Source organism: Kitasatospora sp. NPDC048715 (assembly GCF_043198905.1).
Taxonomy (GTDB): domain Bacteria; phylum Actinomycetota; class Actinomycetes; order Streptomycetales; family Streptomycetaceae; genus Kitasatospora; species Kitasatospora lactacystinica.
Genome location: NZ_JBICVH010000022.1, coordinates 68,157 through 94,522, shown reverse-complemented (window position 1 = coordinate 94,522; position 26,366 = coordinate 68,157). Strand labels below are relative to the sequence as shown.

The 26,366-nt window shown below is 72.7% G+C and carries 28 protein-coding genes; 13 read left to right on the top strand and 15 right to left on the bottom strand.

The window, feature by feature from the left end; genetic code table 11:
• Positions 1-6: 6 nt before the first annotated feature.
• The 3 genes from ACGFSC_RS35195 to ACGFSC_RS35185 form a co-directional block, all read right to left on the bottom strand.
• Positions 7-642, bottom strand: a complete 636-nt coding sequence (locus ACGFSC_RS35195) for a CAP family protein (RefSeq protein ID WP_359900039.1) — start codon at positions 640-642, stop codon at positions 7-9.
• A gap of 186 nt (positions 643-828) precedes the next feature.
• Positions 829-1,032, bottom strand: coding sequence for a hypothetical protein (locus tag ACGFSC_RS35190; protein WP_359900037.1), 204 nt, complete (start codon positions 1,030-1,032; stop codon positions 829-831).
• Positions 1,033-1,283: 251 nt separating this feature from the next.
• Positions 1,284-1,772: an ATP-binding protein gene (locus ACGFSC_RS35185; RefSeq protein WP_359900035.1), complete on the bottom strand. Its 489-nt coding sequence runs from the start codon at positions 1,770-1,772 to the stop codon at positions 1,284-1,286.
• Between the two features lie 130 nt (positions 1,773-1,902).
• Here ACGFSC_RS35185 and ACGFSC_RS35180 point away from each other — a divergent pair, with 130 nt between their 5' ends.
• Together ACGFSC_RS35180 and ACGFSC_RS35175 are read left to right on the top strand one after the other, a co-directional pair.
• Positions 1,903-2,775, top strand: coding sequence for a helix-turn-helix transcriptional regulator (locus ACGFSC_RS35180; RefSeq protein ID WP_359900034.1), 873 nt, complete (start codon positions 1,903-1,905; stop codon positions 2,773-2,775).
• A 2-nt stretch (positions 2,776-2,777) separates the two neighbouring features.
• A complete protein-coding gene (locus ACGFSC_RS35175; RefSeq protein ID WP_359900032.1) occupies positions 2,778-2,963 on the top strand; it encodes a DUF397 domain-containing protein in 186 nt (61 codons plus the stop codon).
• A 119-nt stretch (positions 2,964-3,082) separates the two neighbouring features.
• On the opposite strand, the gene ACGFSC_RS35170 is transcribed toward ACGFSC_RS35175, so the two are convergent.
• The 6 genes from ACGFSC_RS35170 to def form a co-directional block, all read right to left on the bottom strand.
• On the bottom strand, positions 3,083-5,095 hold the full coding sequence (locus tag ACGFSC_RS35170) for an alkaline phosphatase family protein (RefSeq protein WP_359900030.1): 2,013 nt from the start codon (positions 5,093-5,095) through the stop codon (positions 3,083-3,085).
• A gap of 82 nt (positions 5,096-5,177) precedes the next feature.
• Positions 5,178-5,525 (bottom strand): hypothetical protein, encoded by a 348-nt coding sequence (locus ACGFSC_RS35165; RefSeq protein WP_387692935.1) that lies wholly within the window; start codon positions 5,523-5,525, stop codon positions 5,178-5,180.
• Between the two features lie 170 nt (positions 5,526-5,695).
• Positions 5,696-6,943, bottom strand: coding sequence for an HAD family hydrolase (locus ACGFSC_RS35160; RefSeq protein WP_359915471.1), 1,248 nt, complete (start codon positions 6,941-6,943; stop codon positions 5,696-5,698).
• Positions 6,940-7,401: a hypothetical protein gene (locus tag ACGFSC_RS35155; RefSeq protein ID WP_359915469.1), complete on the bottom strand. Its 462-nt coding sequence runs from the start codon at positions 7,399-7,401 to the stop codon at positions 6,940-6,942. The genes ACGFSC_RS35160 and ACGFSC_RS35155 overlap by 4 nt, the downstream gene beginning before the upstream one ends.
• A gap of 171 nt (positions 7,402-7,572) precedes the next feature.
• Entirely contained in the window at positions 7,573-8,244 is a 672-nt protein-coding gene (locus tag ACGFSC_RS35150) for a class I SAM-dependent methyltransferase (protein WP_359915467.1), read from the bottom strand.
• Positions 8,241-8,831, bottom strand: coding sequence for a peptide deformylase (gene def, locus ACGFSC_RS35145; RefSeq protein WP_392864501.1), 591 nt, complete (start codon positions 8,829-8,831; stop codon positions 8,241-8,243). Before def ends, ACGFSC_RS35150 begins: the two co-directional genes overlap by 4 nt.
• A gap of 49 nt (positions 8,832-8,880) precedes the next feature.
• Here def and ACGFSC_RS35140 point away from each other — a divergent pair, with 49 nt between their 5' ends.
• Positions 8,881-9,399 carry a winged helix-turn-helix domain-containing protein gene (locus tag ACGFSC_RS35140; RefSeq protein WP_359915464.1) on the top strand — a complete coding sequence of 173 codons (519 nt, stop codon included), beginning with the start codon at positions 8,881-8,883 and terminating at the stop codon, positions 9,397-9,399.
• 1 nt (position 9,400) lies between these two features.
• On the opposite strand, the gene ACGFSC_RS35135 is transcribed toward ACGFSC_RS35140, so the two are convergent.
• The 4 genes from ACGFSC_RS35135 to ACGFSC_RS35120 form a co-directional block, all read right to left on the bottom strand.
• Positions 9,401-9,934, bottom strand: a complete 534-nt coding sequence (locus tag ACGFSC_RS35135; protein WP_359915463.1) for a hypothetical protein — start codon at positions 9,932-9,934, stop codon at positions 9,401-9,403.
• 88 nt (positions 9,935-10,022) lie between these two features.
• Positions 10,023-10,958 carry a hydroxymethylbilane synthase gene (hemC, locus tag ACGFSC_RS35130; protein WP_359915461.1) on the bottom strand — a complete coding sequence of 312 codons (936 nt, stop codon included), beginning with the start codon at positions 10,956-10,958 and terminating at the stop codon, positions 10,023-10,025.
• A gap of 154 nt (positions 10,959-11,112) precedes the next feature.
• Positions 11,113-13,425 carry an FtsX-like permease family protein gene (locus ACGFSC_RS35125; RefSeq protein ID WP_359915330.1) on the bottom strand — a complete coding sequence of 771 codons (2,313 nt, stop codon included), beginning with the start codon at positions 13,423-13,425 and terminating at the stop codon, positions 11,113-11,115.
• Positions 13,422-14,147, bottom strand: a complete 726-nt coding sequence (locus ACGFSC_RS35120; RefSeq protein ID WP_359915332.1) for an ABC transporter ATP-binding protein — start codon at positions 14,145-14,147, stop codon at positions 13,422-13,424. Before ACGFSC_RS35120 ends, ACGFSC_RS35125 begins: the two co-directional genes overlap by 4 nt.
• Positions 14,148-14,265: 118 nt before the next feature.
• Between ACGFSC_RS35120 and ACGFSC_RS35115 the strand changes: the two genes are divergently transcribed.
• From ACGFSC_RS35115 to ACGFSC_RS35090, 6 genes are all read left to right on the top strand, one after another.
• On the top strand, positions 14,266-15,120 hold the full coding sequence (locus ACGFSC_RS35115; protein WP_359915334.1) for a histidine kinase: 855 nt from the start codon (positions 14,266-14,268) through the stop codon (positions 15,118-15,120).
• Positions 15,117-15,833: a response regulator transcription factor gene (locus ACGFSC_RS35110; protein ID WP_359915336.1), complete on the top strand. Its 717-nt coding sequence runs from the start codon at positions 15,117-15,119 to the stop codon at positions 15,831-15,833. The genes ACGFSC_RS35115 and ACGFSC_RS35110 overlap by 4 nt, the downstream gene beginning before the upstream one ends.
• 189 nt (positions 15,834-16,022) lie before the next feature.
• On the top strand, positions 16,023-17,231 hold the full coding sequence (locus ACGFSC_RS35105) for a cytochrome P450 (protein ID WP_359915338.1): 1,209 nt from the start codon (positions 16,023-16,025) through the stop codon (positions 17,229-17,231).
• Positions 17,232-17,364: 133 nt separating this feature from the next.
• The gene (locus tag ACGFSC_RS35100; RefSeq protein ID WP_359915339.1) at positions 17,365-18,525 is read left to right on the top strand and encodes a type III polyketide synthase; all 1,161 of its coding nucleotides are present in this window, start codon (positions 17,365-17,367) and stop codon (positions 18,523-18,525) included.
• Positions 18,522-19,106 carry an NUDIX domain-containing protein gene (locus ACGFSC_RS35095; protein WP_359915341.1) on the top strand — a complete coding sequence of 195 codons (585 nt, stop codon included), beginning with the start codon at positions 18,522-18,524 and terminating at the stop codon, positions 19,104-19,106. The genes ACGFSC_RS35100 and ACGFSC_RS35095 overlap by 4 nt, the downstream gene beginning before the upstream one ends.
• A gap of 98 nt (positions 19,107-19,204) precedes the next feature.
• A complete protein-coding gene (locus tag ACGFSC_RS35090) occupies positions 19,205-19,627 on the top strand; it encodes an SHOCT domain-containing protein (protein ID WP_359915343.1) in 423 nt (140 codons plus the stop codon).
• A 101-nt stretch (positions 19,628-19,728) separates the two neighbouring features.
• Here the strand turns inward: ACGFSC_RS35090 and ACGFSC_RS35085 are convergent, their stop codons facing one another.
• Positions 19,729-22,221, bottom strand: coding sequence for a Tex family protein (locus ACGFSC_RS35085; RefSeq protein ID WP_392864496.1), 2,493 nt, complete (start codon positions 22,219-22,221; stop codon positions 19,729-19,731).
• Positions 22,222-22,399: 178 nt separating this feature from the next.
• Here ACGFSC_RS35085 and ACGFSC_RS35080 point away from each other — a divergent pair, with 178 nt between their 5' ends.
• The 4 genes from ACGFSC_RS35080 to ACGFSC_RS35065 all read left to right on the top strand — a co-directional run bounded on the left by ACGFSC_RS35080 (position 22,400) and on the right by ACGFSC_RS35065 (position 25,289).
• Positions 22,400-22,792: a PPOX class F420-dependent oxidoreductase gene (locus tag ACGFSC_RS35080; RefSeq protein ID WP_359912243.1), complete on the top strand. Its 393-nt coding sequence runs from the start codon at positions 22,400-22,402 to the stop codon at positions 22,790-22,792.
• 92 nt (positions 22,793-22,884) lie between these two features.
• Complete coding sequence (locus tag ACGFSC_RS35075; protein WP_359912246.1) at positions 22,885-23,784, top strand: aminoglycoside phosphotransferase family protein; 900 nt, start codon at positions 22,885-22,887, stop codon at positions 23,782-23,784.
• Positions 23,785-23,891: 107 nt separating this feature from the next.
• Entirely contained in the window at positions 23,892-24,545 is a 654-nt protein-coding gene (locus ACGFSC_RS35070) for a TetR family transcriptional regulator (protein ID WP_359912249.1), read from the top strand.
• A 9-nt stretch (positions 24,546-24,554) separates the two neighbouring features.
• Positions 24,555-25,289: a tyrosine-protein phosphatase gene (locus ACGFSC_RS35065; RefSeq protein ID WP_359912252.1), complete on the top strand. Its 735-nt coding sequence runs from the start codon at positions 24,555-24,557 to the stop codon at positions 25,287-25,289.
• A gap of 64 nt (positions 25,290-25,353) precedes the next feature.
• Here the strand turns inward: ACGFSC_RS35065 and ACGFSC_RS35060 are convergent, their stop codons facing one another.
• Positions 25,354-26,292, bottom strand: a complete 939-nt coding sequence (locus ACGFSC_RS35060) for a pentapeptide repeat-containing protein (protein ID WP_359912255.1) — start codon at positions 26,290-26,292, stop codon at positions 25,354-25,356.
• Between the last annotated feature and the right edge of the window lie 74 nt (positions 26,293-26,366).

Sequence of the window (26,366 nt, the reverse complement as noted above, 5' to 3'; positions counted from 1 at the left end):
CGGCGGTCAGCCGTCCACCGGCCGCAGCACGTTCTGCCGGTAGGCGGCCGGGTCGTCGATGTTGCCCGGCTCCTTGTACAGGCACACGATGTACGACTCCAGACCGTCCTTGGTGTCGGCCGTCCCCGCGCCGGCGGCCCGGGCGCAGCCGATGCGGGTCGTTGCCTTCCACACCACCTGGGTGAACCCGCCCGTCCCCGGGTTCTGGTCGTAGCCGGGCTGGTCGTACCGGTAGTCGCGGCCCTGCTGGTACCAGCGGTCCACGGCGACATGTGCCGCGGCCGGCTCGGTGCCCGGCTCGACCGACCCGATCCAGCCCCACCAGACGTTCTCCCCCACGCCCTTGACCCGGCCCTCGTTCACCAGGTCGAGCTTGTGACCGGTGCTCAGGCGGGTGACGCGCTGCTCGGCGTACCCGACGAGCTCGGGATCCTGCGTCAGGGGCGGGGCGCTGTGTGCGGCACGGTACCGGTTGTGCGTCCGGAGGGCATCGTCGTGGAACGCCTGGTCCGTCACGAGCGGAAGCGCGGGGCGGGGAAAGGCCTCGGCGGCCCGGACCGGCTGCGCCGGCACGAGCACTCCCATGACCGCCGCCGCGCTGCACGCTCCCAGGACGGCGTTGCGGATTCGACGTCGTTCCACGGCGGTCTCCTTCGCGTTCCGAGTGATCGTCACCGGGTTAACGCCACCGGGGGCCGAGAGGGCACGGGACGCCGGGCGGGCACCACGCAGAAAGGAGTGGGAAGTCGGACCGGCCGACTTCCCACTCCTGCCCTGTGGCCCATTGGGGTGCTGAGGCGCTCGGGGCGCCAGGGGCCGCGGAGGCGGTCAGCCCCCCATGCAGGCCCTCCACTGGCCGCGGGCGAAGGACTCGCCACCGGACCAGTAGTTGACGTTCCACGCCGCGGTGCACTGCTCCCTCTTGGACAGCTGCCGCGGGTAGGCGTTCGCCTCGGCGCCGGTGGCCAGGACGAGCACGGGGGCCAGCACTGCCGCGGCGAGCGCGGTGGCGGCCAGTCGACGGATCTTCATGGATGTGGATCTCTCTGCCGGAGAGCCGGGTGCTCCGGCGCAGCCCCGCGACAGCCCGCGGAGCCCGAACTCCGAAGCCCGGCCGGAGCGTTCGGCTCCGTGCGGCACATCCTGGCAGCGGCGGTCGGCCTGGGGACATCCCACAAACCTGGGATGGTCCGGGCCCAGGGCATCGACAGGAGGAGTGGGAAGTCGGACGGGCCGACTTCCCACCCCTGGTGACTCGGAGGATCGGTGGGGTCTCGCGGGGTTCAGGGCGCGTCGGGCCCGTCGGAGGCCTCGGGCGCCTCGGGGGCCTCGACGAGGTCGAGTTCGGCCCAGACGGTCTTGGAGTTGGGGTGACGGGGGATGGTGCCCCAGCGGTGGCAGAGGGCGTCGACGAGGGTGAGGCCACGGCCGGTCTGGGCGTTCGGGGTGTGGACGGCGGGGAGGACGGGGAGCCTGTCCCCCCGGGGATCGCTGATCTCGATGCGCAGGGTGGCGCCCCGGCGCACGGAGGTGGTGAGCGAGAGGTGAACCTCGAACCCGCGCCCCGGAAGACGCCCGTGCGTGATCGCGTTCGCGGCCAGCTCGGCGACGATCAGCAGCGCGCAGTGGAACGGTTCCGTGTGCGTGGAGTCCAGCTCCCAGTCCATGAGTTGACGTCGCGCCAGGCGACGGCAGATGGCGGCGCCCTTGGGGGAGGCGATGAGGGTGGCGGTACGGGACCGGGGGTTGTCGAGGGGGTTTTCGGTCGTCATGGGAGTAAGCGTGGCGGGGCGGAAGTACCCTGGCCAGGAGCCGGGCGAGCACGGAGAGTGCCTGTACGGACACGGAGGGCCGACTTGTCGGTCGGCTCGGATCAATCGGTCGCAAAGGCGGGTGGTACACATGGCTGGCGTCGAACGCACGATGTTCGATGACGGTGAGACGGCGGAGAACTCGGACGGGGTCGCGGAGTTCTACAGCGCGGTGGGCAAGCTGATCAAGCACTTCCGCGAGAGGGCCGGGATCACGCAGAAGGAGCTGGCCAAGCTGACCGGCTACAGCGAGGACCAGATCGGCGCGATGGAGCGGGGGGTGCGGACGGCGAGGATCGAGTTCCTGACGAAGGTGGATCCGATCATCAACGCGGGCGGCGCCCTGCGGGTCATCGCGGACGACGTGATGAAGGCCAAGGTCCGGGTGAGCGAGCGCCACCCGGCCTACTCCAAGGCCTTCACCTCGGAGGAGCACCGGGCCATCGAGATCCACAACTACGACACGATGGTGATCCCGGGACTGCTCCAGACCGAGGCGTACATCCGCGCCCTGTACGAGATGCGCCGGCCGATCCTCTCGCCCGAGCAGATCGACGAGTGGGTGGCGGCGCGACTGGCCCGGCAGGAGATCCTGACCCGCTGGCCGCTGCCGGTGGTGACGTGGGTGATCGACGAGAGCGTGCTGCGGCGCCCGCTGGGCGGGTGGAACGTGCACAAGGAGCAGCTCCAGCACCTGCTGAAGGTGGGGCAGATGCGGGGCCCCGAGCTCCAGGTCATGCCGCTCGACCGGATGAGCCACGCGGGCATGAGTGGCTCGTTCGCGCTGCTGACCCCGCCCGGTCGGCCGCAGATCGGCTATGCCGCGGCGCAGCACGTGAATCGTCTGATCACGGATCCGGCGGAAGTCCGTAATATGGCCGCACGGTACAGCAGTATCCGGGCCCAGGCCCTGGGGCTGAGGGAGTCCCTGGCCCTGATCGAAGCGATTCTGGGAGAGCGGTAGGCATGGCCGAGCTGGCGTGGTTCAAGAGCAGCTACAGCACCAACGAGGACGCCAACTGCGTCGAGGTCGCCGGCACCCCCGGTGTCGTCCACGTGCGTGACTCCAAGGACAAGAGCGGCCCCCAGCTGGCCTTCGAGCCGGCCACCTGGGCGGCCTTCGTGAAGTTCGCCGCCACCACCGAGGTCTGACACCTTCCGGACCTCCCCGCAACGGCCCACCGCCTTCCCGGCGGCGGGCCGTTGGCGTACCGGCTGCCACCCGACCCCACCCGACAGATCCGCTCTGTACGGGCCCGGGCCGGCGTGCGTCAGCCGCTGACACTCTCCTTGCCGTTCTCGATGTGGCCCATGAAGCGGCGCCGGTAGGAGGAGTCCCCGTCGACGGTGAGGGTCAGGTCGTACCAGCCCTGGGCGTCCTCGGTGTCCCAAGTCACCACGACAGGCTGCCCGTTCGCGGGGACGTCGTACTCCTTTGCGGGAACCTTGCTGTAAGCGTTCGCAGTCAGCTTCACCTTGAGGGCCGACGCGCCCCGGTTGGCGATCGACAGCTTCAGCTCCCGGGTGGCCCCGTCCGCCGTCGTGGCGACATCGACAAGCGCCGCGTCACCCGTGGTCTCGCCCGCGAACTCGCGGCGGAAGCCGTTCGGCCCGGTGAGGGTGAAGTTGTAGGCGCCATTCTTGACCGGCACGGCCTCGGCGGCGGTGCCGAGGACGTCGAAGTGCTGGGGGGTGTCGTACTCGCCGGCGTACGGGTAGAGCGCGAGGTGCGCACTGGCCTTGCCGCTGTTGTACATTCGCAGGAAGAAGGTCTGCGCGGCGGCGTCGAGCATGCCGTAGGCGTCGGGCTGGTAGGGCAGCGGCCGCGCCGGGCGGGGGCCGGAGCCCTTGTACGGGTTCGTGACAGCCGCAGTGCGGTCGAAGTCGAAGACCGACGACAGGTCGCCCGCCACCGTGCGGCGCCACCGGCTGATCGCCGGCTGGCGCACGTCCAGCCAGTTCGCCAGGAACCGGACCTGCGAGGTGTGGTCGAAGACCTGGGAGTTGACGTAGCCACCGATCGTCCACGGGGAGACCGCGATCATGGGAACCCGGGTCCCCAACCCGATGGGCACGTTGTCCACGAACTCGTCGGCCCACTGTCGCGCCGGTACCGGAGGCGGGACGTGGTCGAAGAGGCCGTCGTTCTCGTCGTAGCTGATCAACAGGATGGTGGAGTCCCACACGTCGGGTTTGGAGGCGATGGCGTCCAGGACCTGGTAGACGATCTGCTGACCGAAGCCCGGGGACGAGTTCCCGGGGTGCTCCGAGTCCCGCGCCGAGGAGACCAGGTACGACACCTGCGGGAGCTTGCCCGCCGTGATGTCGTCCTTGAACGCCTGGACGAAGCCGCGGACGTTGTCGACGCCGCCTCCGTTCTTGCTGGGCCGCTGACGGCGCAGCGCACGCTCGAACAGGCTCCGGTCGGCATCGGAGAGCTTCTTGACCTGGGTGTCCAGAGCGTCGAGATCGGGTTGGCTGATGTCGTCCGGCCCGGGAGGGAATTCGTCTTTATCCACGGGGTGGTAGAAGTTGTACGTGCTCGCGTAGGTCTTGGGCATCCCCTTCAGGACGGCGGCGGCAATCCGTCTGAACCTGTCATGGAATTCCAGGTTGTTGTCGTAGAAGTTGTCCCACTCCTGGTAGACCTGCCAGGAAACGCCGTTGGCTTCCAGCATTTCCGGGTAGCTCGTCCAGTTGTAGGCCCCCGGGGCCCCCGGAGGCCTCTCCCGCCCGTGGGCTTCGGAGCCGGTCACGCGCTCCCCGGTGGGCTCCCAGCCGCCGAATCCGGAGAAGAGGTAGTTGCGGTTGCTGGTGGTCTCGCCCATCACGGACGAGTGGTAGCTGTCGCAGATGGTGAAGGCGTCAGCCAGTTTCCGGTAGAGCCCGACCACCTCGGGCTGATCGTAGTAGCCCATCGTGTCGACCGTCTTGACCGCCACCCAGCGGTCGTACCAGCCTCCGTGCCAGGCGTCGTGGCCGCCGTCCCAGTTGTGGTTGAGGCCTTTGTCCACATCTCCGGTGGGAATCTCCCACTGCTCCGGCCCCTGTGAGCCCGGCTGCTCCAGGACCGACTTCTTGCCGTCGGGCAGGAGGACCATGTTGCGGTCCTCGAACCCCCGCACGCCGTCGACCCCCTTGCCGAAGTAGTGATCGAACGAGCGGTTCTCCTGCATCAGGAGGACCACGTGCTTGACCGCCCCGAGCCCTCCGGCCGGCGGCTTGCGCTTCATCGCCTCGATCACCGAGGGCGGAAGGTCGGGTGGGACTGTTTTGTCGGACATTCTCGTCTCCCTGGGTGCTTTCGCGGCTCCGCGCGGACCGCCCGGCCGGGTAACCGGCCGGGCGGTCCGCCTCGGCGAAGCGTCAGTTCTGGGTGAGGCTCTTCCACTCGCTGAGCGGGGCCGGCCCGTAGACCTTCTTGTCCTCGTGCGGTTCGCCGTCGGCCACGTTGATGCGGACGAACTGGTCACCGGAGAAGACCCAGTACTCGTTGCTGCCGTCCGGAACCTTCATGACGGCGTCCACCGTGGTGAAGTCGGACAGGCTGGGCCAGTCCGACCGGATCGAGCCCTCCTGGATGAACCTGTCCCCGTACGGGTGCGTGCTCTTGACCTCGATCTCGATGCGCCGGTACTTACTGCCGGAAAACACCCAGAACTGGGTCGGCTTGTCAGGGACGGCCATGACCGCATCCACGTGACTGAATCCCATGATGGATCCCTTTCAGGGTCGTGTGTCTTTTCGGCGCCCAGCGGTCGATTCGGGTGACCGCGCTTCAGCACCACAGTCAGCGTACGCCCGATCACTGCGGGTCGCATTTTCGGGAAATCGACAGAAGTTCGTACAGGATTAATCTTTCCCGGGGAGCAAGATTTCCCTTTTCAGTGGACGGCGTCGACCTGGTCGGGAATCACGTCGCCCGCGTCGTCGCGCACCGGCCCCGCCGCGCCGTCCGACCCGGTGTAGGCCGTGGTGGAGCAGGGGTACCGGCAGGGCAGGGCGGGCAGGGGGTCGATGAACATCGGGTTCACCAGCCACTTCCCGTCCTCGTTGCGGTAGGCGTGGCACATCAGCTCTGGCGCCTGCCGGTTGATCGCCAGACGGAGTCCCGTCGCATCGCCCACGAAGGTAACGTCGGTGGTGGAGTCCCCGGCGGCGAAGGCCTGGCGCTCGGCCTCGGGCGCCCGCTGGAAGGCGGCCTGGCCCTGGATTCCGCGGATGTCCTGGTTGATGAAGCAGCGCTTGCCGTCGATGTAGGTGATCACGGAGTCCGCCGGCGCGCCGCCGCAGTCGGCCAAGTGGGCTGTCAGCTTGCCACTTTCGGTCTTGTTGCGGATCCCGATCACCTCATCGGCGGCGAACTCCAGGTCTTCGGCCCAGACCCGCACCACGGGTTCCGGGGAGGCGGAGACGACCCGCACGTCGAAGCCCGCCCGCCGCAGGGTGCCGACCAGGTCGCGCATGTGCTCGTAGTACCGCACCCAGACGGTGCGGATCGCCTGCGCGGAGTCCGACGGGGACGCCGCCAGGCTCTCCGCCCGGGCCTGGCGGGCGAACCCCGCGACCTCGTCGAGCGTGTGCCCGGCAAGGAGTTGCGCGCCCCACGCGTAGGCGGGGTTGATGCGCCGGTGGTCGTAGCCCGCGAAGGCCGCCGCACCGCCGGTGGTGGTGTGCTCGGCGTACACCGAGAGGATCTCGGCCGCGCACCCGGCGTTCGTGTTCGTGAGGAACGGGCTCCCGGCCGCGACGGCGTCCCCGCAGGCCTCGCTCAACGCCGCGACGGCCTCGGTGGTCAGATAGCGGCTGGTGGTCGACCAGTCCTGACCGGCGGGCTGGAGGACCTTGTCGTTGCGCAGCAGCCAGGACATCGTCGCGTCGCCGACGTCGTTCTTCACCAGCGTGTTGTCCCAGTCGAACAGGGCCAGCGGGTGCGCACCGGGGTGGGTGCAGCCGCCGGACGCGTCGATGAACTCCTGGAGCTTCTGCCGGTTGTCCCCGTACCAGGTCAGCCGCGTGTCCAGCGTCGGACAGTTCGCCGCCGAGGCCGACGGGGCAGAGGCGAGGGGCGGCATACCTGCCGCCAGGGCGGCGGCGAGTGCGACGCGGACCGCCCAGCGGGGAGCCCTCACGTGGTCGCGGCGGGTCTGCGGTCGAGGTAGATGTACGCCCCGCCGACGCCCTTGTTCAGATCGGTGTCGATCCTGCTGTAACCGGACGGCGGCTCGACCTTCGGGTCGTGCTCGCCCCAGGAGGTGATCAGCAGGTCCTCGATGGGCCCGTGCCCCGCGACGGCCGTTCGGGTCACCGCCATGAAGAGCGGATGAGGTTTCGAGTCCTTGTCGACAGCACCCTTGTTGAGGTCCACGGGGATCTTTTCGTAGCCCTCGGACGGCTTCTCGTCCCCGACGAGGATGCGGATGTCCGTGATCGGGCGGTCCTGGTCGCACCGCTCGTAGACGAGGTACAGGAAGTCGCCCGACGCGCCGCTGTTGAGGTCGGTGTCGAGTTTGTGCCAGCCGGTGGGCACCTGAACCGGTTGATGCTCGTAGGGATCGAGGATGTTCACGTCCGTGATGCAGCGGCTCATGGGGGCGGCTCCTTCGGCGTACCGGATGACCCCGTTCGCCCGGGCGGCGTCGCGGATCGCGGAAGGATCGGCCGGGCTGGGGAACGGTTCGATCGTCCCCGATCCGATGCCGGCTCGCGCGGGAGCCTGCACCCTCCCAGTGAATCCCGGCAGGCCGCGCCGGTGCGGGGCTCAGCGTCCGCTCGAAGCGCGGGCCAGCAAACACACGTAGGAGCGGTCCTCCCGCTGCGGGTTCGGCTGTTCCACCCGCGCCGTGACGGTGAACCCGGCCTGTTCGAGGAGTTCGACGAGCCGCCCGGCCGGGACGAGGTGCGAGGCGTACGTCACCGGGTGGCCGTACGCCCGGGCCGGGCGCAGCAGTTGGGGCTCGCCGACGTGGCCGCCGAGGAGGAGGTGGCCGCCGGGCGCGAGGAGGCGGGCGAACTCGGTGAAGAGCCCGAGCAGTTGATCTGCCGGGGTGTGGTGGACGGAGTACCAGGCGAGGATGCCGCCGAGGGCGCCGTCGGGCAGGTCGAGTGCGGCCATCGAGCCGTGCAGGAAGCGCAGTCGGGGGTGGGCCCGGCGGGCGAGCGCGACCATCCCGCCGGACACGTCCACCCCGAAGGCCGACAGCCCCAACCCCGCCAGGTACGCCGTCACCCGCCCCGGTCCGCAGCCGAGGTCCGCGACCTCGCCGCCGCCCGATTCCCGTACCAGCTCGGCGAAGGCGGCGAGCATCGCCCGGGACACCGGGTCCATGCCCTCCGGCGGGACGACGAGGCGGAGGTAGTCGGCGGCGACGGTGTCGTAGGAGTCCCGGACGGCGGCGAGGTGCGCGGGGTCGTTCGACGCGGGGTCGGTCAACGCGCGGCCTTGGCGGCCCTGGTGGCGCGCTCGGCGAAGACCTTCTCCCGGCGGTCGGCGGTCTGCTTCATCATCCGCTTGCGGTCGCGGGCGGAGAGCCGGTCGATGTAGAGCCCGCCGTTGAGGTGGTCGGTCTCGTGCTGGAGGCAGCGGGCGAAGTAGCCGGTGCCCTCGATGGTGACGGGCTCGCCGTGCTGGTTGAACCCGCGCACCACGGTCCGGGCCGGGCGGGCGAGCCCGGTGTTGGCGCCGGGGACGGAGAGGCAGCCCTCGGTCTCCTCGATGAGCGCGCGCCCGGGCTCCTGCTCCTCGACCACCGGGTTGAGGATGTGGCCGATGTGCCGGACGCCGTCGTCGTCGGGGCAGTCGTAGACGAACAGGCGCAGGTCGACATCCACTTGGTTGGCGGCGAGGCCGCAGCCGTCGGCGACGTGCATGGTGGCGAACATGTCGTCGATCAGCCGGGCGAGGCGCTCGCTGCCGAAGTCCTCCTCGGTGGCCGGGCGGCAGGTGCGGCGCAGGATCTCCTCCCCCACCTCGGTGATCCGCAGGACGGTCGGGCGTTCGCGCAGCTCGGACACAGGCACTCCCTCGATGGACTTGCTGTCAGCTTTGCAAAGTAGCAGACTTTGCAAAGTGACCGAAGACCTCGTCAGAACCGGCTCCCTCCCCGAGCACGCCGTCCGCACCGCGCTGCTGGAACTGCTCGCCGAGCACGGCACCGTCACCTCCACCGAGGCCGCCGCCCGGCTCGGCCTCAGCTCGGGCCTCTGCTCGTTCCACCTGCGGCAACTGGCCCGGTACGGGCTGATCGAGGAGGCCCCGGCCACCGACGGGCGGGCCCGGCCGTGGCGGCTGCCGACAGCCCGACGGGCGGAGACCGACGGCGGGTTCGGCGAACTGGCGCGCGGTCTGGAGGACGAGAGCCACCGGCACTGGCTCGCCCGGCGCGCCGAGGCCCCGGCCGAGTGGCAGCAGGACGAGGCGTTCAGCGCCGTCGTCCATCTGACCCCCGCCGAACTGGCCGCCGTCGCCGAGGAGTTCCGCCGGGTGCTGGCCCGCTACCGGGGTCGCGACACCGACCCGGCCACCCGGCCCGCCGGGGCCCGCCCGGTCGCCGCCGTCGCCCGGCTCTTCCCGCTCCTCGACCAGTAGCTCAGACAGCGCGCGACCGCGACCGCACCGCCCGCACCAGCGGCCCCGCCACCAGCCCCAGCGCCGCCCCCAGGACGACCCCCTGCACCCCGTCCCAGACGTCCTGCACATCGCAGGCCCGCCCGATCGCCGGCACCGCGTAGTGCACCGCCGACACCGCGAACGGCAGCACCGCCGCACCCACCAGCGCCACCACCGCCCGCCGCCGCGTCCCGGCCAGCGCGGCCGCGAAGCCGACCGGGGCGTAGGTCGCCAGCTTCAGCTCGATGTGCCGCACGTGCAGCAGCTCGTACGGCGAGCGCGGCCTGCCGCCCTCCACGGCGCAGTGCCGGACGGCGCCCTCGGTGAGCCGGAAGGCGTCCGGCAGCAGCGTCGCCACGACCACCCCGCCGAGGCCGAGCAGCAGCACGAAGCCCACCACCCAGTGGGCTCGCAGCAACCGCCCCACCGGCCGGTTCCACAGGGCCGCGGGCACCAGCGAGAGCAGCAGCCCGGGCCAGAACATCGGCATCCCGCCGAGCACCGTACTGATCACGCCTCAGACGGACGCCCCGGGCACCCGCCCGGTTCTCGCTCCGACGGGGAAAAACCGACCGCGGCACCCCTGGCCCGGAGGCCGGGCCTCAGTGCGGGATCGAGGAGATCAGCTCCTGCGCCCCCTGCCGCTTGAGCGCCAGCGCCACCGAGGTCCCGAGGTCCTCCGGGCTGAGCGCGCCCGCCCACTCGTGGGCGTCCAGCACCCGCTTGCCGTCCGGGGTGAAGACGCGGCCGCGCAGCGAGAGGCGGCCGTCCCGCTCGGCCCGGGCGTAGCCGGCGATCGGGCTGTTGCAGTGGCCCTGGAGCGCGTGCAGGAACATCCGCTCGGCCGCCGCCTCGCGCCAGGTGTCGCGGTGGCCGAGGCCGGTGACCGCCTCGATGGTCGCGGTGTCGCCCTCGCGGCACTGCAGGACGAGGATGCCGGCGCCGATCGGCGGGCACATCGCCTCGATGCCGAGCACCTCGGTGATCCGCTCCGGCCGGCCGATCCGCTCCAGGCCGGAGACGGCGAGCAGCAGTGCGTCGACGTCCCCGGCGTCCAGCTTGGCGAGCCGGCTGTTGGCGTTGCCGCGGATCGGGACGCACTCCAGATGGGGGTGGGAGGCGGCGAGCTGGGCGACCCGGCGGACGGAGGAGGTGCCGATCCGGGTGCCCGGCGGGAGGGCGGCCAGCGGCAGGCCGCCGGGGTGGACGAGGGCGTCGCGGATGTCGTCGCGGCGCAGGTAGGCGGCGAAGACGGTGCCGGCGGGCAGCGGCCGGTCGGCGGGTACGTCCTTGAGGCAGTGCACGGCGACGTCGGCCTCCCCGGCGAGCAGCGCCGCGTCGACCTCCTTGGTGAAGGCGCCCTTGCCGCCGAGTTGGGCGAGATCACCCGTCCAGCGGTCGCCCGAGGTGGTGACGGGCACCACCTCGGTGCGCAGGCCCGGCTGCAGGGCGGCGAGTTCGGTGCGGACCCGCTCGACCTGGGCGAGCGCCATGGGTGAGGAGCGGGAGACGATGCGGATCAGCTCAGCGGTGGCCATGGCGCGATGATAGGCGTCCGCACAGCGGTGATTGAGCATGCGTCAGCCGGTATGACACACGCGGCGCGGGATTCCGCAAGCTCGGACAACACGGGCGGCCGGTCGGGAGTCCCGACCGGCCGCCCACCGCTCGCCCCCGGCGGGGCCCGCGGGCTCACTCGTTGTGCAGCACCTCGGCGATCGGCAGCCGGGCCGCCGAGCGCGCCGGGACGAGCGCGCCGAGGACGGCGATCGCGACGCCGGCGAGGGCGAGGCCGACGAGCAGCGGGGCGCCCCAGACGTCCATCGTCGCCTCCGGGAAGTTGATGATCCGGACGTTCTCGGCGATCAGCCGGTGCACCACCACCCCGACCGGGATGCCGACGATGCCGCTGACCACGCCCTGCCAGGCCACCGAGGTGACCGTCATCGCGACGACCTGCCGGGGCGTCATCCCGATCGACTTCAGCATGCCGAGGTCGCGGCGGCGCTCGCGGATGGTGAGCAGCAGGGTGTTGAAGACGCCGAGCGCGGCGACCACCGACAGCAGGACGCTGAAGGTCGTGCTGAAGGTCTTGATCGCGACGACGGGCCCTGCCGAACCCGCCGTGACGACCGAGGACGAGAGGCTCGGGTCGGCGGCCGTGACGGCCTTCCGGTACGCCTCGGCGTCGGCGCCGTCGGCGAGCCGCACGTCGTACTCGACCACGTGCGGGTCGGGGGTGAGCAGGGCCCTGGTGGCGTCGTTCGAGGAGATCGAGTTGGCGTTGCCCTGGATCTCCTCGCCGACGACGGTGACGGTGGTCTGCCGGCCGTCCAGGACCAGGGTGAGCCGGTCACCGAGCTTGATCCCGTGCTGGTCGAGGAAGGCCGGCCCGGCCTCGACCTCGTTCAGCCCGGTCGCCGGGCGGCCCTCGACCACGTCGAGCCGCCGGTGGTCGACCATGGCGTCGCCGCCGTAGAAGTTCGCGAAGACGGGCTGGGGCTGTCCGACGACGCCGATCCGGACCAGCCCGCGGACGGAGACCCGCTCGGCGCCGGGGGCGGCGTGCAGCATCGCCTCGGTCTGCTCCGGGGTCAGCCGGGGCTCGATCCCGCTGCCCGCGAAGTGGCTGGTCTGCACGTTGACATGGGTCCTGCCGTCGGCCGAGTCCATGACCTTGGTCAGGGTGCTGCTCAGGCCGGTGGTCACGGTCACGGTGACCACCCCGAGCGCGATCGCCGCGATGGTCAGCGCGGTCCGGGCCGGGCGGGCGAAGGGCTGGCCGAGACCGAGGCTGACGGCGCGCGGCAGCCGGGTGCCGCTCAGCCGGCGCTGGACCTTCAGCCCGCGTCCGGTGCGCGGCGCGCTGCCGGCCGAGATGGCCTGGGCGGCGGAGAGCCGGTGGGCGCGCGAGGCGGGGACGAGCGCGGCGAGGACGACCAGCAGCGGGACGCTGATCAGGGTGGCGGCGGGCAGCCAGCCGGCCGGCTCGATCACGGCGGAGCCGGTCGAGATCCCGGAGAACGCGGTCCGGAGGATCGGGTACGCCGCCGCCCAGCCGGCCGCCGTCCCGAGGACGGTGCCGACGACGGCGGGCACCGAGACCATGGTCAGGTAGACCGTGACCACCTGGCGCGGGGTGAAGCCGATCGACTTCAGCACACCGATGTGCCGGTAGCCGGAGACCACCGCGCCGCTCACCACGTTGCCGACGATCAGCGCGGCGACGATCAGACCGAGCACGCCGAAGACCGTCATCAGCGGCAGGTAGGCGTCGGCGCCCGCCGAGAAGGCCTGCTTGAGCACCAGGTACGACTGCGTGCTGGTGAGGGCGTCCTTGGGCGCGCCCTCGGTGGCGGTGCCGAGCGAGGCGGTCAGCTGCTGCTCGGTGGCCGCGTCGGTGAAGCGGTAGAGCATCTGCCGGGCGGTGGGGTGCAGGGCGGCCGCCTGCGCGGGGGTGACCCAACCGCCGGAGGACTGGCTCATGCCGGTCGCGAAGCCGACGACCGTGAGCTTCAGTCCCGTGCTGGTGACGAGCTGAGAGCCGAGGTTCCTCGTCCCGGCGCCCCCGGCCGGGTTGTTGACGACCACCTCGCCGGGCGCGGTGGCCCAGCGGCCGACCAGCAGGTCCACCCGGTCCACCGGCGCGTCCGCCGGGTCGGCCCGGCCGACCAGGGTCAGCGGTCCGGGCGGGCGGCCGACCCAGTCCGTGGGGATCTCCACCACGGCCTGGTCGAACGGTCCGGCGGCCGCCTCGACGCCCGGCCGGTGGGCGGTGGCGGCCAGTTGCTCCGCCGAGGCCTTGGCCGGGTCGAAGGCGGCGGTGACGTGCGCACCGCGCTCGGCCTCGAAGGCCGCGTCGAACGGCGCCCGGGCGGCGCTGATCACCGCGAGGGCGAGCAGCACCGTCGCGGTGGAGCAGAAGACGACGAGGCCGATCACGACGGTCTGCACCCGGCGGCGCTTCACGGCCGCCCGGGAGGCCCGCCACACCGCGCCGGTCATGACTGCGGCTCCAGCATCCGCTCGTTCGCCACGCGGCCGTCCGCCATCTCGACCAGCCGGCTGGCGCAGCGGGTGGCCAGGCCGGGGTCGTGGGTGACGATCAGCAGGGTCTGCCCGATCTGGTTGAGGTCGATCAGGAGGTCCATCACCTGCTCGCCGGAGCGGCTGTCCAGCGCGCCGGTGGGCTCGTCGGCGAGCAGCAGGGCCGGGCGGTTCATCAGGGCGCGGGCCACCGCGACCCGCTGGCGCTCGCCGCCGCTGAGCGTCGCCGGGTAGACGTCCTTGCGGTGGGCGACGCCGAGTTCGTCCAGCAGCTCCAGTGCCCGGCGGCGGGCCTGGCGGGCGTTGGTACCGGTCAGCTGGGCGGCCAGGGCGACGTTGTCGAGGGCGGGGAGGTCGTCGATCAGGTTGAAGAACTGGAAGATCATGCCGATGTGGCGGCGGCGGAGGAGGGCCAGTCCGTTCTCGTTCAGCCCTCCGAGGTCCTGGCCCTGCACCCGGACGGTGCCGGCGGTGGGCCGGTCGAGTCCGGCCACCATGTTCAGCAGGGTGGACTTGCCGCAGCCCGAGGGGCCCATCACGGCGACCGCCTCGCCCGCGCGGATCCGCAGGTCGACGCCGTCGAGCGCCTTGGCGTCGCCGAACTCCTTGTGGACCCCGGACAGCTCGACGACGACCTGCGCGTCGCCCGGCCGGGAGGTCCCGTCGTGGTCGTTGCTCATGGTGGACGACCGTAGGCGCGGGGCCGTCGCCGGCACGTCCCACCCCGGGTGTAACCGCGGGCGGCCGTAGTACCCGGGATGTACGGGGGCGGCACCCCCGGATGATGTGGATCATGCCGTGACCTGGGAGGCTGGTGCCGTGTGGGGATCGGGGTGGGAGTGGGCGGCCTTCGCGACGGCCGGGGCGGCGGCCGCGGCGGCCTGCTGGCTGGGCGTGGCGCTGGCCCGGGCGCGGCGGCTGCACCGGGCGGCCGTCGGCGAGCGCGGCTGGCTGCTGGAACGGGAGCGGGAGAGTGCCGCCCGGACCGCCGTGGACGCCGAACGGGCGCGGATCGCCGCCGAGTTGCACGACATCGTGAGCCACAACGTGAGCCTGATGGTGGTGCAGGCCGGGGCCGCGCGCGAGGTGCTGACCACCATGCCGGAGGAGGCCGCGGCGGCGATGGCCGCGGTCGAGGCGGCCGGGCGGGACGCGATGACCGAACTGCGGCACCTGCTCGGCCTGCTCGCCCCCGCCGCGGACGGCGGCGAGGAGCCGGCCGCGAACGGGTTCGCGCCGCAGCCCAGCCTGAGCCGGCTGAGCCCGCTGATCGACCGGTTCGCCTTCGCCGGGCTGCCGGTCGAGGTGCGGATCTCCGGCGAGCCGCGGCCGCTGCCCGGCGGCATCGACGTGACGGCGTACCGGATCGTCCAGGAGGCACTGACCAATGCGCTCAAGCACGGGGACGGGGTGACGGCGGAGGTGACGGTGCGCTACGCGGACCACTACCTGCGGGTGGAGGTGCTGAACAGCGGTCCGAGCGTGCTCTCCGGGGCACCCGCCGCGCCGGCCGGGCCGGGGCCGGACGGCGCCGGGCGCGGGCTGCTCGGCCTGCGCGAGCGGGTCGCGGTGTACGGCGGCGACCTGGACGCCCGGCGCCGGATCGGCGGCGGCTTCCGGGTCCGCGCCCGGATCCCGCTGGACCGGCCGTGACGGGGGGCCGCACGGACCCGGAGCAGCCGCCGGAGCGCCGTCCGCGGGTGGTGATCGCCGATGACCAGGAGCTGGTCCGCACCGGCTTCCGGATGATCCTCACCGCGCGCGGCATCGACGTGGTCGCCGAGGCCTCCGACGGCGACGAGGCGGTGGCCGCCGCCGTGCTGCACCGCCCGGACGTCGCACTGCTGGACATCCGGATGCCCGGCACGGACGGCCTGGAGGCCGCCCGGCGCATCCTGGCCCGGGTGCCCGGCTGCCGGGTGATCATGCTGACCACCTTCGACCTGGACCACTACGTCTACGCCGCGCTGTCCGCCGGGGCCAGCGGCTTCCTGCTCAAGGACGTCACCTCGGCCCACCTCGCCGCCGCCGTACGGCTGGTGGACACCGGGGACGCGCTGCTCGCCCCCTCGATCACCCGGCGCCTGGTCGAGCGTTTCGCGGCCGGCGCGCCGCGGCCGGCCCCGGGCTCCGAGGGCCCGGCGCTGCACCGCGACCTCGCCCCGCTGACCCCGCGCGAGGCGGAGGTGCTCACGCTGCTCGGGCGCGGGCTGTCCAACACGGAGCTGGCGCGCGAACTGACGCTCAGCGAGTCGACGGTGAAGACCCATGTGGCCCGGATCTTCGCCAAGCTGAACCTGCGCGACCGGGCGCAGGCGGTGGTGCTCGCCTACGAGACCGGGCTGGTCGCGCCTGGTGGCGGCTGACCGTCAACTCGCCGCCCGTCCGCACCAATTCGCGTGACTATCATCCGAATCTCACTCATTGGAGTTAACTCTTCACCGAATTCCCCTTTTTGCCAATTCATGGGGCACCATCTGCATGTCCACGCCCGAGCCGGACCGACACACCTCGGGCGCCACCCCCCGGCACGACGACAACACTTGGACCGGCCCGTGACCACCAACCCCCCCGTGTGGGACTGCCCCTTCCACCACACCGACGGCCTGGAGTTCGACCCCCTCCTGAAGCGACTGCTCACCGAGGACCCGGTCGCCAGGATCCGGCTGCCGCACGGCGAGGGCGAGGCCTGGCTGGCCACCCGCTACGAGGACGTCAGGGTCGTCACCACCGACCGCCGGTTCAGCCGCGCCGCGGGCATCGGCCGCGACCTGCCCCGGATGACGCCCGCCCCGATCGCCCAGGCCGAGGCCATCAACCTGATGGACCCGCCCGCCCACAACCGGCTGCGCCGGCTGGTCGCCCAGGGCTTCACCAACCGCCAGGTCGAGCGGATGCGCCCGGCCACCCAGCGGACCGTCGACGGCTACCTCGACGAGATGACCGAGCACGGCGCCCCCGCCGACCTGATGCGCTTCCTCGCCGACCGCCTCCCGCTCGCCACCATCTGCGAGCTGCTGGACGTCCCCGCGGCCGACCGCGCCGAACTGCGCGGCCACGCCGTGGCGATGATGCGGATGGGCCCGGGCAGCCGGGACGGCCAGGAGGCCGCCAAGACCGCCCTGCGCGGCTACTTCGCCGAGCTGACCGCCGAACGCCGGGCCCACCCCGGCGAGGACCTGATCAGCGCCCTCGCCACCGCCCGCGACGGCGACGAACTGCTGGACCCGGACGAGCTGACCGTCATGGCGATGGTCCTGCTGGTCACCGGCCACGACACCAGCACCTACCAGCTCGGCAACCTCACCTACACCCTGCTCACCCACCCCGAGCAGCTCGCCGGGCTGCGCGCCCGGCCGGAGACGCTGCCGCGCGCCCTGGAGGAGCTGCTGCGCTTCGTCCCCTTCCGCCAGGGCGTCGGCATCGCCCGGGTCGCCACCGAGGACGTCGAGCTGGGCGGCGTGCCGATCCGGGCCGGCGAGGCCGTGCACGTCTCCTACCTCACCGCCAACCGGGACCCGGCGGCCTACGAGCGCCCCGACGAGCTGGACCTCGACCGCGACGCCGGGCCCGTCAACATGACCTTCGGGCACGGCCAGCACCGCTGCCCCGGCTCGCACCTGGCCATGATGGAACTGCAGGTCGCCATCGGCACCCTGCTGCGGCGCTTCCCCGGTCTGCGGCTGGCCGTTGACCCCGCCGAACTCGACTGGAACTCCGGCTCGATCTGGCGCTTCCCGCGCACCCTGCCGGTGGCCTGGTAGCCGACTCCCCCACCTGCCGCCGCCCCACCTGCCGCCGCCCGCCCGCCGCCGCCCGTCACCCGCGGCCGCGCGGCGCCCGTACCGCTCCACGCATCCACCGGCCTGCCACCAGGCCCCCAGGGGAGACCCACCCATGGCAACTCTCTGCCGCCCGGCGATCGGCGTGCCCGAGCACGTCATCACGCTGGACGAGACCCTCGACCTGGCCCGCACCCTGCACGCCGGCCACCCCCAGCTCGGCCTGGCGCTGCGGCTGATCGAGAACACCGGGGTGCGCACCCGGCACCTGGTCCAGCCGATCGAGCGGACCCTCACCCACCCGGGCTTCACCGTCCGCAACGAGGTGTACGAGCGCGAGGCCAAGCGACGCGTCCCCGAAGTGGTCGAACGCGCCCTCGCCCACGGCGAGTTGACCGCCCGGGACATCGACCTGATCGTCTACGTGTCCTGCACCGGCTTCATGATGCCGTCGATGACCGCCTGGCTGATCAACACCATGGGCTTCCGCGCCGACACCCGCCAGGTGCCGATCGCCCAGCTCGGCTGCGCGGCCGGCGGCGCCGCCGTCAACCGGGCGCACGACTTCTGCCGCGCCTACCCGGGCGCCAACGTGCTGATCGTCGCCTGCGAGTTCTGCTCGCTCTGCTACCAGCCGACCGACCTCGGCGTCGGCTCGCTGCTCTCCAACGGCCTGTTCGGGGACGCCGTCGCCGCCGTGGTGATGCGCGACAACGGCGGGTACGGCGTACAGGTCGAGCGCAACGGCTCGCACCTCGTCCCGCACACCGAGGACTGGATCTCGTACGGGGTCAAGGACACCGGCTTCCACTTCCAGCTGGACAAGCGGGTGCCCGGCACCATGGAGATGCTCGCGCCCGCGCTGCGCGCCTTGGCCGGGGAGCACGGCTGGGACGTCTCCGGGCTCGGCTTCTACATCGTGCACGCGGGCGGCCCGCGCATCCTCGACGACCTGTGCCGCTACCTCAGCCTGGAGCCGGCCACCTTCCGCTACAGCCGTGCGACGCTCACCGAGCGCGGCAACATCGCCAGTGCCGTGGTCTTCGACGCCCTGGCCCGGCTGTTCGCCGACGGCGGCGTGCCCGAGGGCACCACCGGACTGATCGCGGGCTTCGGACCGGGCATCACCGCCGAGATCTCACTGGGCAGTTGGGTCGGCGCACCGGCCGAGGCGCCACGCCCTCGCCGCCCACGAGCCATCTCCACCTCCGACATTGCCCTCGTCCATCCGACCGCCCCCCGCCGTTTCCCGGCCGGCACTACCATCGCCGAATGACTGACACCACGGACCGCGCCGACACCTCCGCCAGAGCCGCCGAACTCGCCGCGAGGTTCCCGGCGTTGCACGCACCGCAGTACTGGAGCTGGGGACGGTTCGACGCGCAGTTCTCCACCGAGCTGCCGCCGGACGCGCTGGTCACCAACATCCACCTGGTCGGCTTCGCGGACGGTCGGGTGGTGCTCTGCCGGGACGACCGGGACCACTGGTTCCTGCCCGGCGGCACCCGGGAGCGGGACGAGAGCATCGTCTCCTGCCTCGCCCGCGAGCTGGGCGAGGAGGCGGGCGCCCGGCTGCTCGGCGAGCCGCACTGGCTGGGTGCGCACCGCTGCCGCACCGAGGACCCGACGCCCTACCGGCCGTGGCAGCCGCACCCGGAGAAGGCCTGGCTGTGGGGCTGGGGCGAGGTGGCGCTGGACTCCGCGCCGACCAACCCGACGGACGGCGAGCAGGTGGTCGAGGTCCGCGCGGTGCCGCCCGCGGAGGCCCAGCGGCTGCTGCTGACCGGGCACGACGCCTGGTGGGGCGAGCTGGTCGCGCTGGCGGTGGAGCTGCGCCGACAGGCCGGCCTGGGCTGAGCGCCCGGCCCCGACGGCCGTTCCCGCGGCTGCGGAAGGTCACTTGAACGGCGGAACACCAAGTGAAGATGTCCGTTTTGTGATGGTATTACTCAGCCATGGACACCACTTCACTGGCCGTGGACTACCCGGTGCTCAACATCTTCTGGACGATGCTGGAGTTCTTCCTCTGGGTCCTCTGGTTCTTCCTGCTCTTCAAGATCATCACGGACATCTTCCGCAGCCACGACCTCAGCGGCTGGGGCAAGGCCGGCTGGCTGGTCCTGGTGATCATCCTGCCCCTGATCGGCGTCCTGGTGTACCTGATCGCCCGCGGGCAATCGATGACCAAGCGCGACCTCCAACAGGCCCAGGAGAACCAGGCCGCCTTCAAGGCCTACGTCCGGGACGCGGCAACGTCCGGGCCCGAGGCCGCCGGCCGCAGTCACGCCGACGAACTGGCGAAACTGGCGGACCTGAAGGAGAAGGGCGCCATCTCCGAGGAGGAGTACCAGAAGGCCAAGGAGAAGGTCCTGGCCTGAACGTCCGGACGGTCACCACGATCCGGACGGTCGCACGGCCGGGGCCGGTCGACGCGGTGGTACGCGTCGACCGGCCCCGGCCGTGATCCGTCCGTCCCGGCTCAGCGCCGCCCGGAGCGCCGGTCGCCCGAGCCGCCGTCGCCACCGCCGGTCAGGCCCGCGCGGCGCAGCGCGTCCGCCATGGCGCTGTTGGCGGGCGCACCGCCGCCGGAGCCGCCCCGGTCGTTGCCCCGGTCACCGCTCCCGCGCCGGTCCTGGCCGCCACGGCCGCCCTGACCGCCCTGGTTGCCCTGACCGCCGCCGCGGCGCTCCTGGCGCGGCGGGCGGCCCTGGCGGTCGCCCCGGTCGCCCCGGTCACCGCGGTCGCCGCCGCGCTCGCGCCCGACCTCGTCGTCCAGCCGCAGGGTCAGCCCGATCCGCTTGCGCGGCACGTCCACCGTGAGCACCCGGACCTTGACGATGTCGCCGGGCTTGACCACCTCGCGCGGGTCCTTGACGAAGTTCTTCGACAGCGCCGAGACGTGCACCAGCCCGTCCTGGTGGACGCCCACGTCCACGAAGGCGCCGAAGGCGGCCACATTGGTGACCACGCCCTCCAGCACCATGCCGACCTCCAGGTCGCCGATCTTGTCGACGCCCTCCTTGAAGGTCGCGGTGCGGAAGGCCGGGCGCGGGTCGCGGCCCGGCTTGTCCAGCTCGCCGAGGATGTCGGTGACGGTCGGGACGCCGAAGGTGTCGTCGGCGAAGTCCGCCGGACGCAGCGCCCGCAGCCGCTCGCCGTTGCCGATCAGCTCGCGCAGCTCCCCGCCGGTGGCGGCCAGGATCCGGCGCACCACCGGGTAGGCCTCGGGGTGCACGCTGGAGGCGTCCAGCGGGTCCGCGCCCCCGGGGATGCGCAGGAAGCCGGCGCACTGCTCGAAGGCCTTGGGGCCGAGCCGGGAGACGTCCTTGAGCTGCTTGCGGGTACGGAACGGGCCGTTGGCGTCGCGGTGCGCCACGATGTTGTCGGCCAGCGTGCCGGTGATCCCGGAGACCCGGGTGAGCAGCGGGGCCGAGGCGGTGTTGACGTCCACGCCGACGGCGTTGACGCAGTCCTCGACCACGGCGTCCAGGGAGCGGGAGAGCTTCACCTCGCTCAGGTCGTGCTGGTACTGGCCGACGCCGATCGACTTGGGGTCGATCTTGACCAGCTCGGCCAGCGGGTCCTGGAGCCGGCGGGCGATCGAGACCGCGCCGCGGATCGACACGTCCAGCTCCGGCAGCTCCTGCGAGGCGAACGCGGAGGCCGAGTACACCGAGGCGCCGGCCTCGCTGACCATCGCCTTGGTGAGCTTCAGCTCGGGGTGGCGCCCCAGCAGGTCCTCGGCGAGCTTGTCGGTCTCCCGGGAGGCGGTGCCGTTGCCGATCGCGACCAGGTCGACGCCGTGCTTCGCCGCCAGCGCGGCCAGGGTGGCCAGGGCCGCGTCCCACTTGTTGGCGGGCTGGTGCGGGTAGATCGTGTCGTACGCGACGACCTTGCCGGTGGCGTCCACCACGGCGACCTTCACGCCGGTGCGGAAGCCCGGGTCCAGGCCCATGGTGGCGCGGGTGCCGGCCGGGGCGGCGAGCAGCAGGTCGCGCAGGTTGGCGGCGAAGACCCGCACCGCCTCCTCCTCGGCCTCGGCGCGCAGCCGGGCCCGCAGGTCGATGCCGAGCCGGACCAGGATGCGGGTGCGCCAGGCCCAGCGGACGGTGTCGCCGAGCCACTTGTCGGCCGGGCGGCCGCGGTCCGCGATGCCGAAGCGGGCGGAGATGCGCTGCTCGTAGTCGTTCCCGCCGGGCAGGTCGCCCTCGGACTCGCCGTCGTACGGGGAGAGGTCGAGGTCGAGCACCTCCTCCTTCTCGCCGCGCAGCATCGCCAGGATGCGGTGCGAGGGGAGCCTGGTGTACGGCTCGGCGAAGTCGAAGTAGTCGGCGAACTTGGCGCCGTCGCCCTCCTTGCCGTCGCGGACCCGGGCGACCAGCCGGCCGCGGGTCCACATCCGCTCGCGCAGCGAGCCGACCAGGTCGGCGTCCTCGCCGAAGCGCTCGACCAGGATCGCCCGGGCGCCCTCCAGCGCGGCGGGGCCGTCCGCGACCGACTCGTTCAGGTACCGCGCGGCCAGCGCGGCCGGGTCCTGGCCCGGGTCGGCCAGCAGGGTGTCGGCGAGCGGCTCCAGGCCGGCCTCGCGGGCGATCTGCGCCTTGGTGCGCCGCTTCGGCTTGAACGGCAGGTAGATGTCCTCCAGCCGGGCCTTGGAGTCGGCGGCGAGCACCCGGGCCCGCAGCGCGTCGTCCAGCTTGCCCTGGGCCTCGATCGACTCCAGGACGGCCGCCCGGCGGTCCTCCAGTTCGCGCAGGTAGCGCAGCCGCTCCTCCAGGGCGCGCAGCTGGACGTCGTCGAGGGAACCGGTGACCTCCTTGCGGTAGCGGGCCACGAAGGGGACGGTCGAGCCGCCGTCTAGCAGGTCGACGGCAGCCTTCACCTGCCCCTCGCGGACACCCAGCTCCTCGGCGATCTTCCGCTCGATCGCCTGCTGGGCCTGCCGGGCCACCTGTTCGACTGCCGTGGTCACGAAGCCGGTCACCTTCTCCATCAGTGCTTGCGCCGTACGCCCTGCATTCTGGCAGGTGCCGACGACGACGCCCGGCCGCACCCGGGACGGCCGGGCGTGGCGCGCCGTCCGGTGCCGTGCCGGGCGGCTCCACCGAGGCTTGAGCGGGGCCCAGTTGCCGCTTCCTAGGCTGGCGGGCATGGACACTCTGGATGCCGCCGCCGAGTTGGAGCGGCTCGCCGCCGCCAAGTACCTGCTGTTCACCACGTACCGGAGGAACGGCACTCCGGTCGCCACCCCGGTGTGGGTCGCGCGCGACGGTGACGCGCTGGTCTTCACCACCGTCACGAAGACGGGCAAGGTCAAGCGCCTGCGCAACCGTTCGGACGTGCTGGTCGGGCCGAGCGACATCCGCGGGAACCTGCTCGGCGCCCAGGTGCCGGCCGCCGCGGTGCTGGACCCGGACCGGGCGCCCGCCTACCGGAAGCTGCTGCGGCGCAAGTACGGGCTGCTGTGCGCGGTGGCGCTGACCGCCAACGTGCTGCGCTTCGGCAAGGGCGGCACCATCGGGGTGCGGGTCACCTTCGACTGATCGTCCGCCGATCGCTTTCGAATGGCCTTCGGAATGTGCGCAGTTCGGGAATCGGGCTGAACGGTAACGACCAGCGCTGTACGCTGCCGGGCATGTGCGCTGCCACCCGGATGCACCCCGACGGGCCGGTGGTCGACGCGGCCCTGGTCCGTCGGCTGATCTCCGTCCAGTTCCCGCAGTGGGAGCGCCTTCCGATCACCCCGGTCCCCGCTCCCGGGGCGGACAACGCGATGTTCCGCCTCGGGCCCGAACTCGCCGTCCGGCTGCCCCGGGTGGAGTGGGCCGCCGGGGGCCTGCGGCGGGAGCAGCAGTGGCTGTCCCGGCTGGCGCCGCGACTGCCGCTGCCCGTCCCGGCGCCGCTCGCGGTCGGCCGGCCCGCCGCCGGCTACCCGTGGGAGTGGTCGGTGCTGCACTGGCTGGACGGCGCCAACCCGGCCGTCAACGCGCTGGCCGCGCCCCAGGCCCTGGCCCGCGACCTGGCCGGCTTCGTCAACGCGCTGCGCGCCGTCGACCCGGCCGGCGCCCCGCCCTCCCAGCGCAGCGCCCCGCTCGCCTCCCGGGACGGCGCCACCCGCGCGGCCATCGCCCAGCTCTCCGGCTCGATCGACACGGGCGCCGCAACCGCCCTGTGGGACAAGGCGCTTCGGCTGCCCGAGTACGCCGGCCCGCCGGTCTGGATGCACGGCGACCTCACCCCGGGCAATCTGCTGCTCGCCCCCACCGGGCGGCTCTCCGCCGTCATCGACTTCGCCCTGATGGGCGTCGGCGACCCGACCGCCGACCTGATCGTCGCCTGGAACCTGCTGCCCGCCGCCGCCCGTCCGGCCTTCCGCACCGCCCTGCGCGCGGACGAGGCGATGTGGGCCCGCGGCCGCGCCTGGGCGTTCTCCATCGCCCTGGTGACGATCCCGTACTACCGCCACACCGACCAGGCGCTGACCGCCAACGCCCGCCACGTCGTCCGCGAGGTGCTCGCCGACCGCAGTGTCTAGGCTCCGTCCGCCGTACGCGGTGGCGGCCCTCCCGGGCCGGGACACGCCCGCCGGAGGACCGGGTCCAAAACCTGTCCCGGTCAATCCCCGCTGCTAGCCTGAGGCGCATGACGGGACTGCGGGAGCTGAAGAAGGAGCGGACCCGGCGGGCCATCTCCGAGGCGGCCATCGCGCTGTTCCTGGAGCACGGCTTCGACCGGGTGTCGGTGGCCGACGTCGCGGCCGCCGCCGAGGTCTCCAAACCGACGCTGTTCTCCTACTTCCCCACCAAGGAGGACCTGGTCGTCCACCGCTTCGCCGACCACCAGGAGCAGGCCGCCGAGGTGGTCCGCGCCCGGCCGCCCGGCGAACCGGTGCTCGACGCGCTGCTGCGGGACTTCCTGGCCGGGCTCACCCGGCGCGACCCGGTCACCGGCCTCAACGACCACCCCGCGGTGCTCGCCTTCACCGGCCTGGTCCACGGCACCCCCAGCCTGGCCGCCCGGGTCGGCGAGTACGTGGCCCGCGCCGAGCAGTCGCTGGCCGAGGCACTGCGCGCGAGCCCCGGCCTGCCCGGGCCGCAGGAGCTCACCGCCACCCTGCTCGCCGCCCAGGTCACCGCCACCCAGCGGGTCCTCGCCCTGCACAACTGGCGCCGCATCCGGGACGGCCGCACCGCCGACGAGCTGTACGCCGAGGCCGTCGGGGACGCCACCGGCGCCTTCGGCCTGCTCGCCCACGGCTACGGCCCACCCCGCGGCGAGCGGCCCGCCGCTGACTAGAGTGCGCGCATGACGACGCGTCACCACTCCTTCGATGCCCTGCACAACTTCCGCGACCTGGGCGGCTACGCGGCCGCCGGCGGACGCTCCGTCCGGTGGGGGCTGCTGTACCGCTCCGACTCGCTCGGCAAGCTCGACTCCCCCGCGGACCTCGACCGGCTGCACGCCCTCGGCGTGCGGACCGTGATCGACCTGCGCTACCCCTGGGAGATCGCCGCCAAGGGCCGGGTGCCCGCGTTCGAGGGCCTGGAGTACCACAACCTCTCGATCGAGCACCGCCCGTACGACCAGGCCGAGATCGACCCGGAGCTCGACCCGTGGCGCTACCTCGCCGACCGCTTCGCCGAGGTCGCCGAGGACGGGGTGAAGGAGATCCGCCAGACCCTGGACGTGATCACGGCCGCCGACGCCCCGGTGGTCTTCCACTGCGCCTCCGGCAAGGACCGCACCGGGCTGATCGCCGCCCTGCTGCTCACCCTGCTCGGCGCCGGCGAGGACGACATCGCCGCCGACTTCGCCCTCACCGAGCTCGCCACCCCGCACTTCGTCGCCGACTGGCACGCCGCCCACCCCGGCCGCACCCTGCGCTGGCCCGCCTTCGGGCGCGCCCCGGAGGCCGTCATCCGGCTCACCCTCGCCGGCCTCGCCGACCGCTACGGCTCGGTCGAGGCCTACCTCACCGGCACCCTCGGTATCGACCGGGAGCAGACCGCCGCTCTGCGCGCCCGCCTGCTGACCGGCTGAGCCCCGCATCCCCGCGCGGGAAGTCGGCCGGCCCGCCGGGGCTTCCGGAGGTGTCGGAGACGCCCTAGCGTCGGCGTCCGCCCCGGGCGGGGCGGCTGCCGCCCTTGCCGGAGCGGGGCCCGGCCCCTCCTCCGGCCCGGCCGCCGGCCGCCGGGGCCGGGGCGGTCTCGGGCCAGTGGGCGGGCCGGGTGAGGCCGTCCGGGAGGCGGGTGGTGGCGTCGCCGCGGGCGGCGTTGAGCTGGGCCTGGGTGAGGAAGAGGGCCGTGCCGAGGTCCGCGCCGGCCAGGTCGGCGTCCCGCAGGTCGGCGCCGACCAGGTCGGCGAGGCGCAGGTCCGCGCCGGAGAGGTCGGCCGCGACGAGCAGGGCGCCGCGCAGGTTGGCCCCCCGCAGGTCGGCGCCGCGCAGGCGGGCACCGAAGAGGTCGGCGCCCCGGAGCTCGCGGCGGCGCGGGACGGCGGCGCGGACCAGTTCACCGGCGCGCAGCAGCAGCTCGCTGACCCGCTGCCGGTGGGCCGGGACGTCGACGGCGAGGATCTCCTCGGGGGTGCCGCCGGCCAGCCGCTCGGTCTGCGCCAGCGCCTGCCGCAGTTCGTCGTGGACGGGAGCGGCGGCGGCGAAGGTGAGCGCCTCGGTGAGGTGGCGGAGCAGCTCGTGCAGCTGCCGCACGACCGGGAAGACGTCGAACATCGCCTTGGCGCTGTCCGGCTCCTCGCGCCAGCTGCGGCCGCCGAAGGTCACCTGGGAGACCCGCTGCCCGGCGCCGAAGCAGTCGTAGACCGTGCAGCCCTGGAAGCCCCGGTCGCGCAGCTGGGCGTGGATGCCGCAGCGGAAGTCGGTCCGGAGGTTGTGGCAGGCGCTGCCGGCCGCCTTGTTCATGGCGAAGTCGCTGCCGGCGGCGAACGGCAGCGCGACGCAGCAGAGGCCGAAGCAGCTGCCGCAGTCGGATTCCAGCGGGGTCGGCGCGGCCGCCGTGGGGTCCTGCGGCGGCTCGGTCTCGCGCACGTTCCGGGGTCCTTCCAGCAGTCGGCGCCGGGCGGCGCCGTGAACCCGGAAATCCTACTGGCCCGACGGCCCTC

Excerpts from the sequence above, each read along its gene's own strand:
- ACGFSC_RS35155 (WP_359915469.1), bottom strand. The coding sequence starts at position 7,401 with ATGAGCCGCTGCATCACGGACGTGAACATCCTCGATCCCTACGAGCAT.
- ACGFSC_RS35100 (WP_359915339.1), top strand. The coding sequence starts at position 17,365 with ATGGCAACTCTCTGCCGCCCGGCGATCGGCGTGCCCGAGCACGTCATC.
- ACGFSC_RS35180 (WP_359900034.1), top strand. The coding sequence starts at position 1,903 with ATGGCTGGCGTCGAACGCACGATGTTCGATGACGGTGAGACGGCGGAG.
- ACGFSC_RS35165 (WP_387692935.1), bottom strand. The coding sequence starts at position 5,525 with ATGGGATTCAGTCACGTGGATGCGGTCATGGCCGTCCCTGACAAGCCG.
- ACGFSC_RS35170 (WP_359900030.1), bottom strand. The coding sequence starts at position 5,095 with ATGTCCGACAAAACAGTCCCACCCGACCTTCCGCCCTCGGTGATCGAG.
- ACGFSC_RS35075 (WP_359912246.1), top strand. The coding sequence starts at position 22,885 with ATGTGCGCTGCCACCCGGATGCACCCCGACGGGCCGGTGGTCGACGCG.
- ACGFSC_RS35185 (WP_359900035.1), bottom strand. The coding sequence starts at position 1,772 with ATGACGACCGAAAACCCCCTCGACAACCCCCGGTCCCGTACCGCCACC.
- ACGFSC_RS35080 (WP_359912243.1), top strand. The coding sequence starts at position 22,400 with ATGGACACTCTGGATGCCGCCGCCGAGTTGGAGCGGCTCGCCGCCGCC.
- ACGFSC_RS35095 (WP_359915341.1), top strand. The coding sequence starts at position 18,522 with ATGACTGACACCACGGACCGCGCCGACACCTCCGCCAGAGCCGCCGAA.
- ACGFSC_RS35175 (WP_359900032.1), top strand. The coding sequence starts at position 2,778 with ATGGCCGAGCTGGCGTGGTTCAAGAGCAGCTACAGCACCAACGAGGAC.
- ACGFSC_RS35120 (WP_359915332.1), bottom strand. The coding sequence starts at position 14,147 with ATGAGCAACGACCACGACGGGACCTCCCGGCCGGGCGACGCGCAGGTC.
- ACGFSC_RS35190 (WP_359900037.1), bottom strand. The coding sequence starts at position 1,032 with ATGAAGATCCGTCGACTGGCCGCCACCGCGCTCGCCGCGGCAGTGCTG.
- ACGFSC_RS35070 (WP_359912249.1), top strand. The coding sequence starts at position 23,892 with ATGACGGGACTGCGGGAGCTGAAGAAGGAGCGGACCCGGCGGGCCATC.
- ACGFSC_RS35065 (WP_359912252.1), top strand. The coding sequence starts at position 24,555 with ATGACGACGCGTCACCACTCCTTCGATGCCCTGCACAACTTCCGCGAC.
- ACGFSC_RS35125 (WP_359915330.1), bottom strand. The coding sequence starts at position 13,425 with ATGACCGGCGCGGTGTGGCGGGCCTCCCGGGCGGCCGTGAAGCGCCGC.
- ACGFSC_RS35090 (WP_359915343.1), top strand. The coding sequence starts at position 19,205 with ATGGACACCACTTCACTGGCCGTGGACTACCCGGTGCTCAACATCTTC.
- hemC (WP_359915461.1), bottom strand. The coding sequence starts at position 10,958 with ATGGCCACCGCTGAGCTGATCCGCATCGTCTCCCGCTCCTCACCCATG.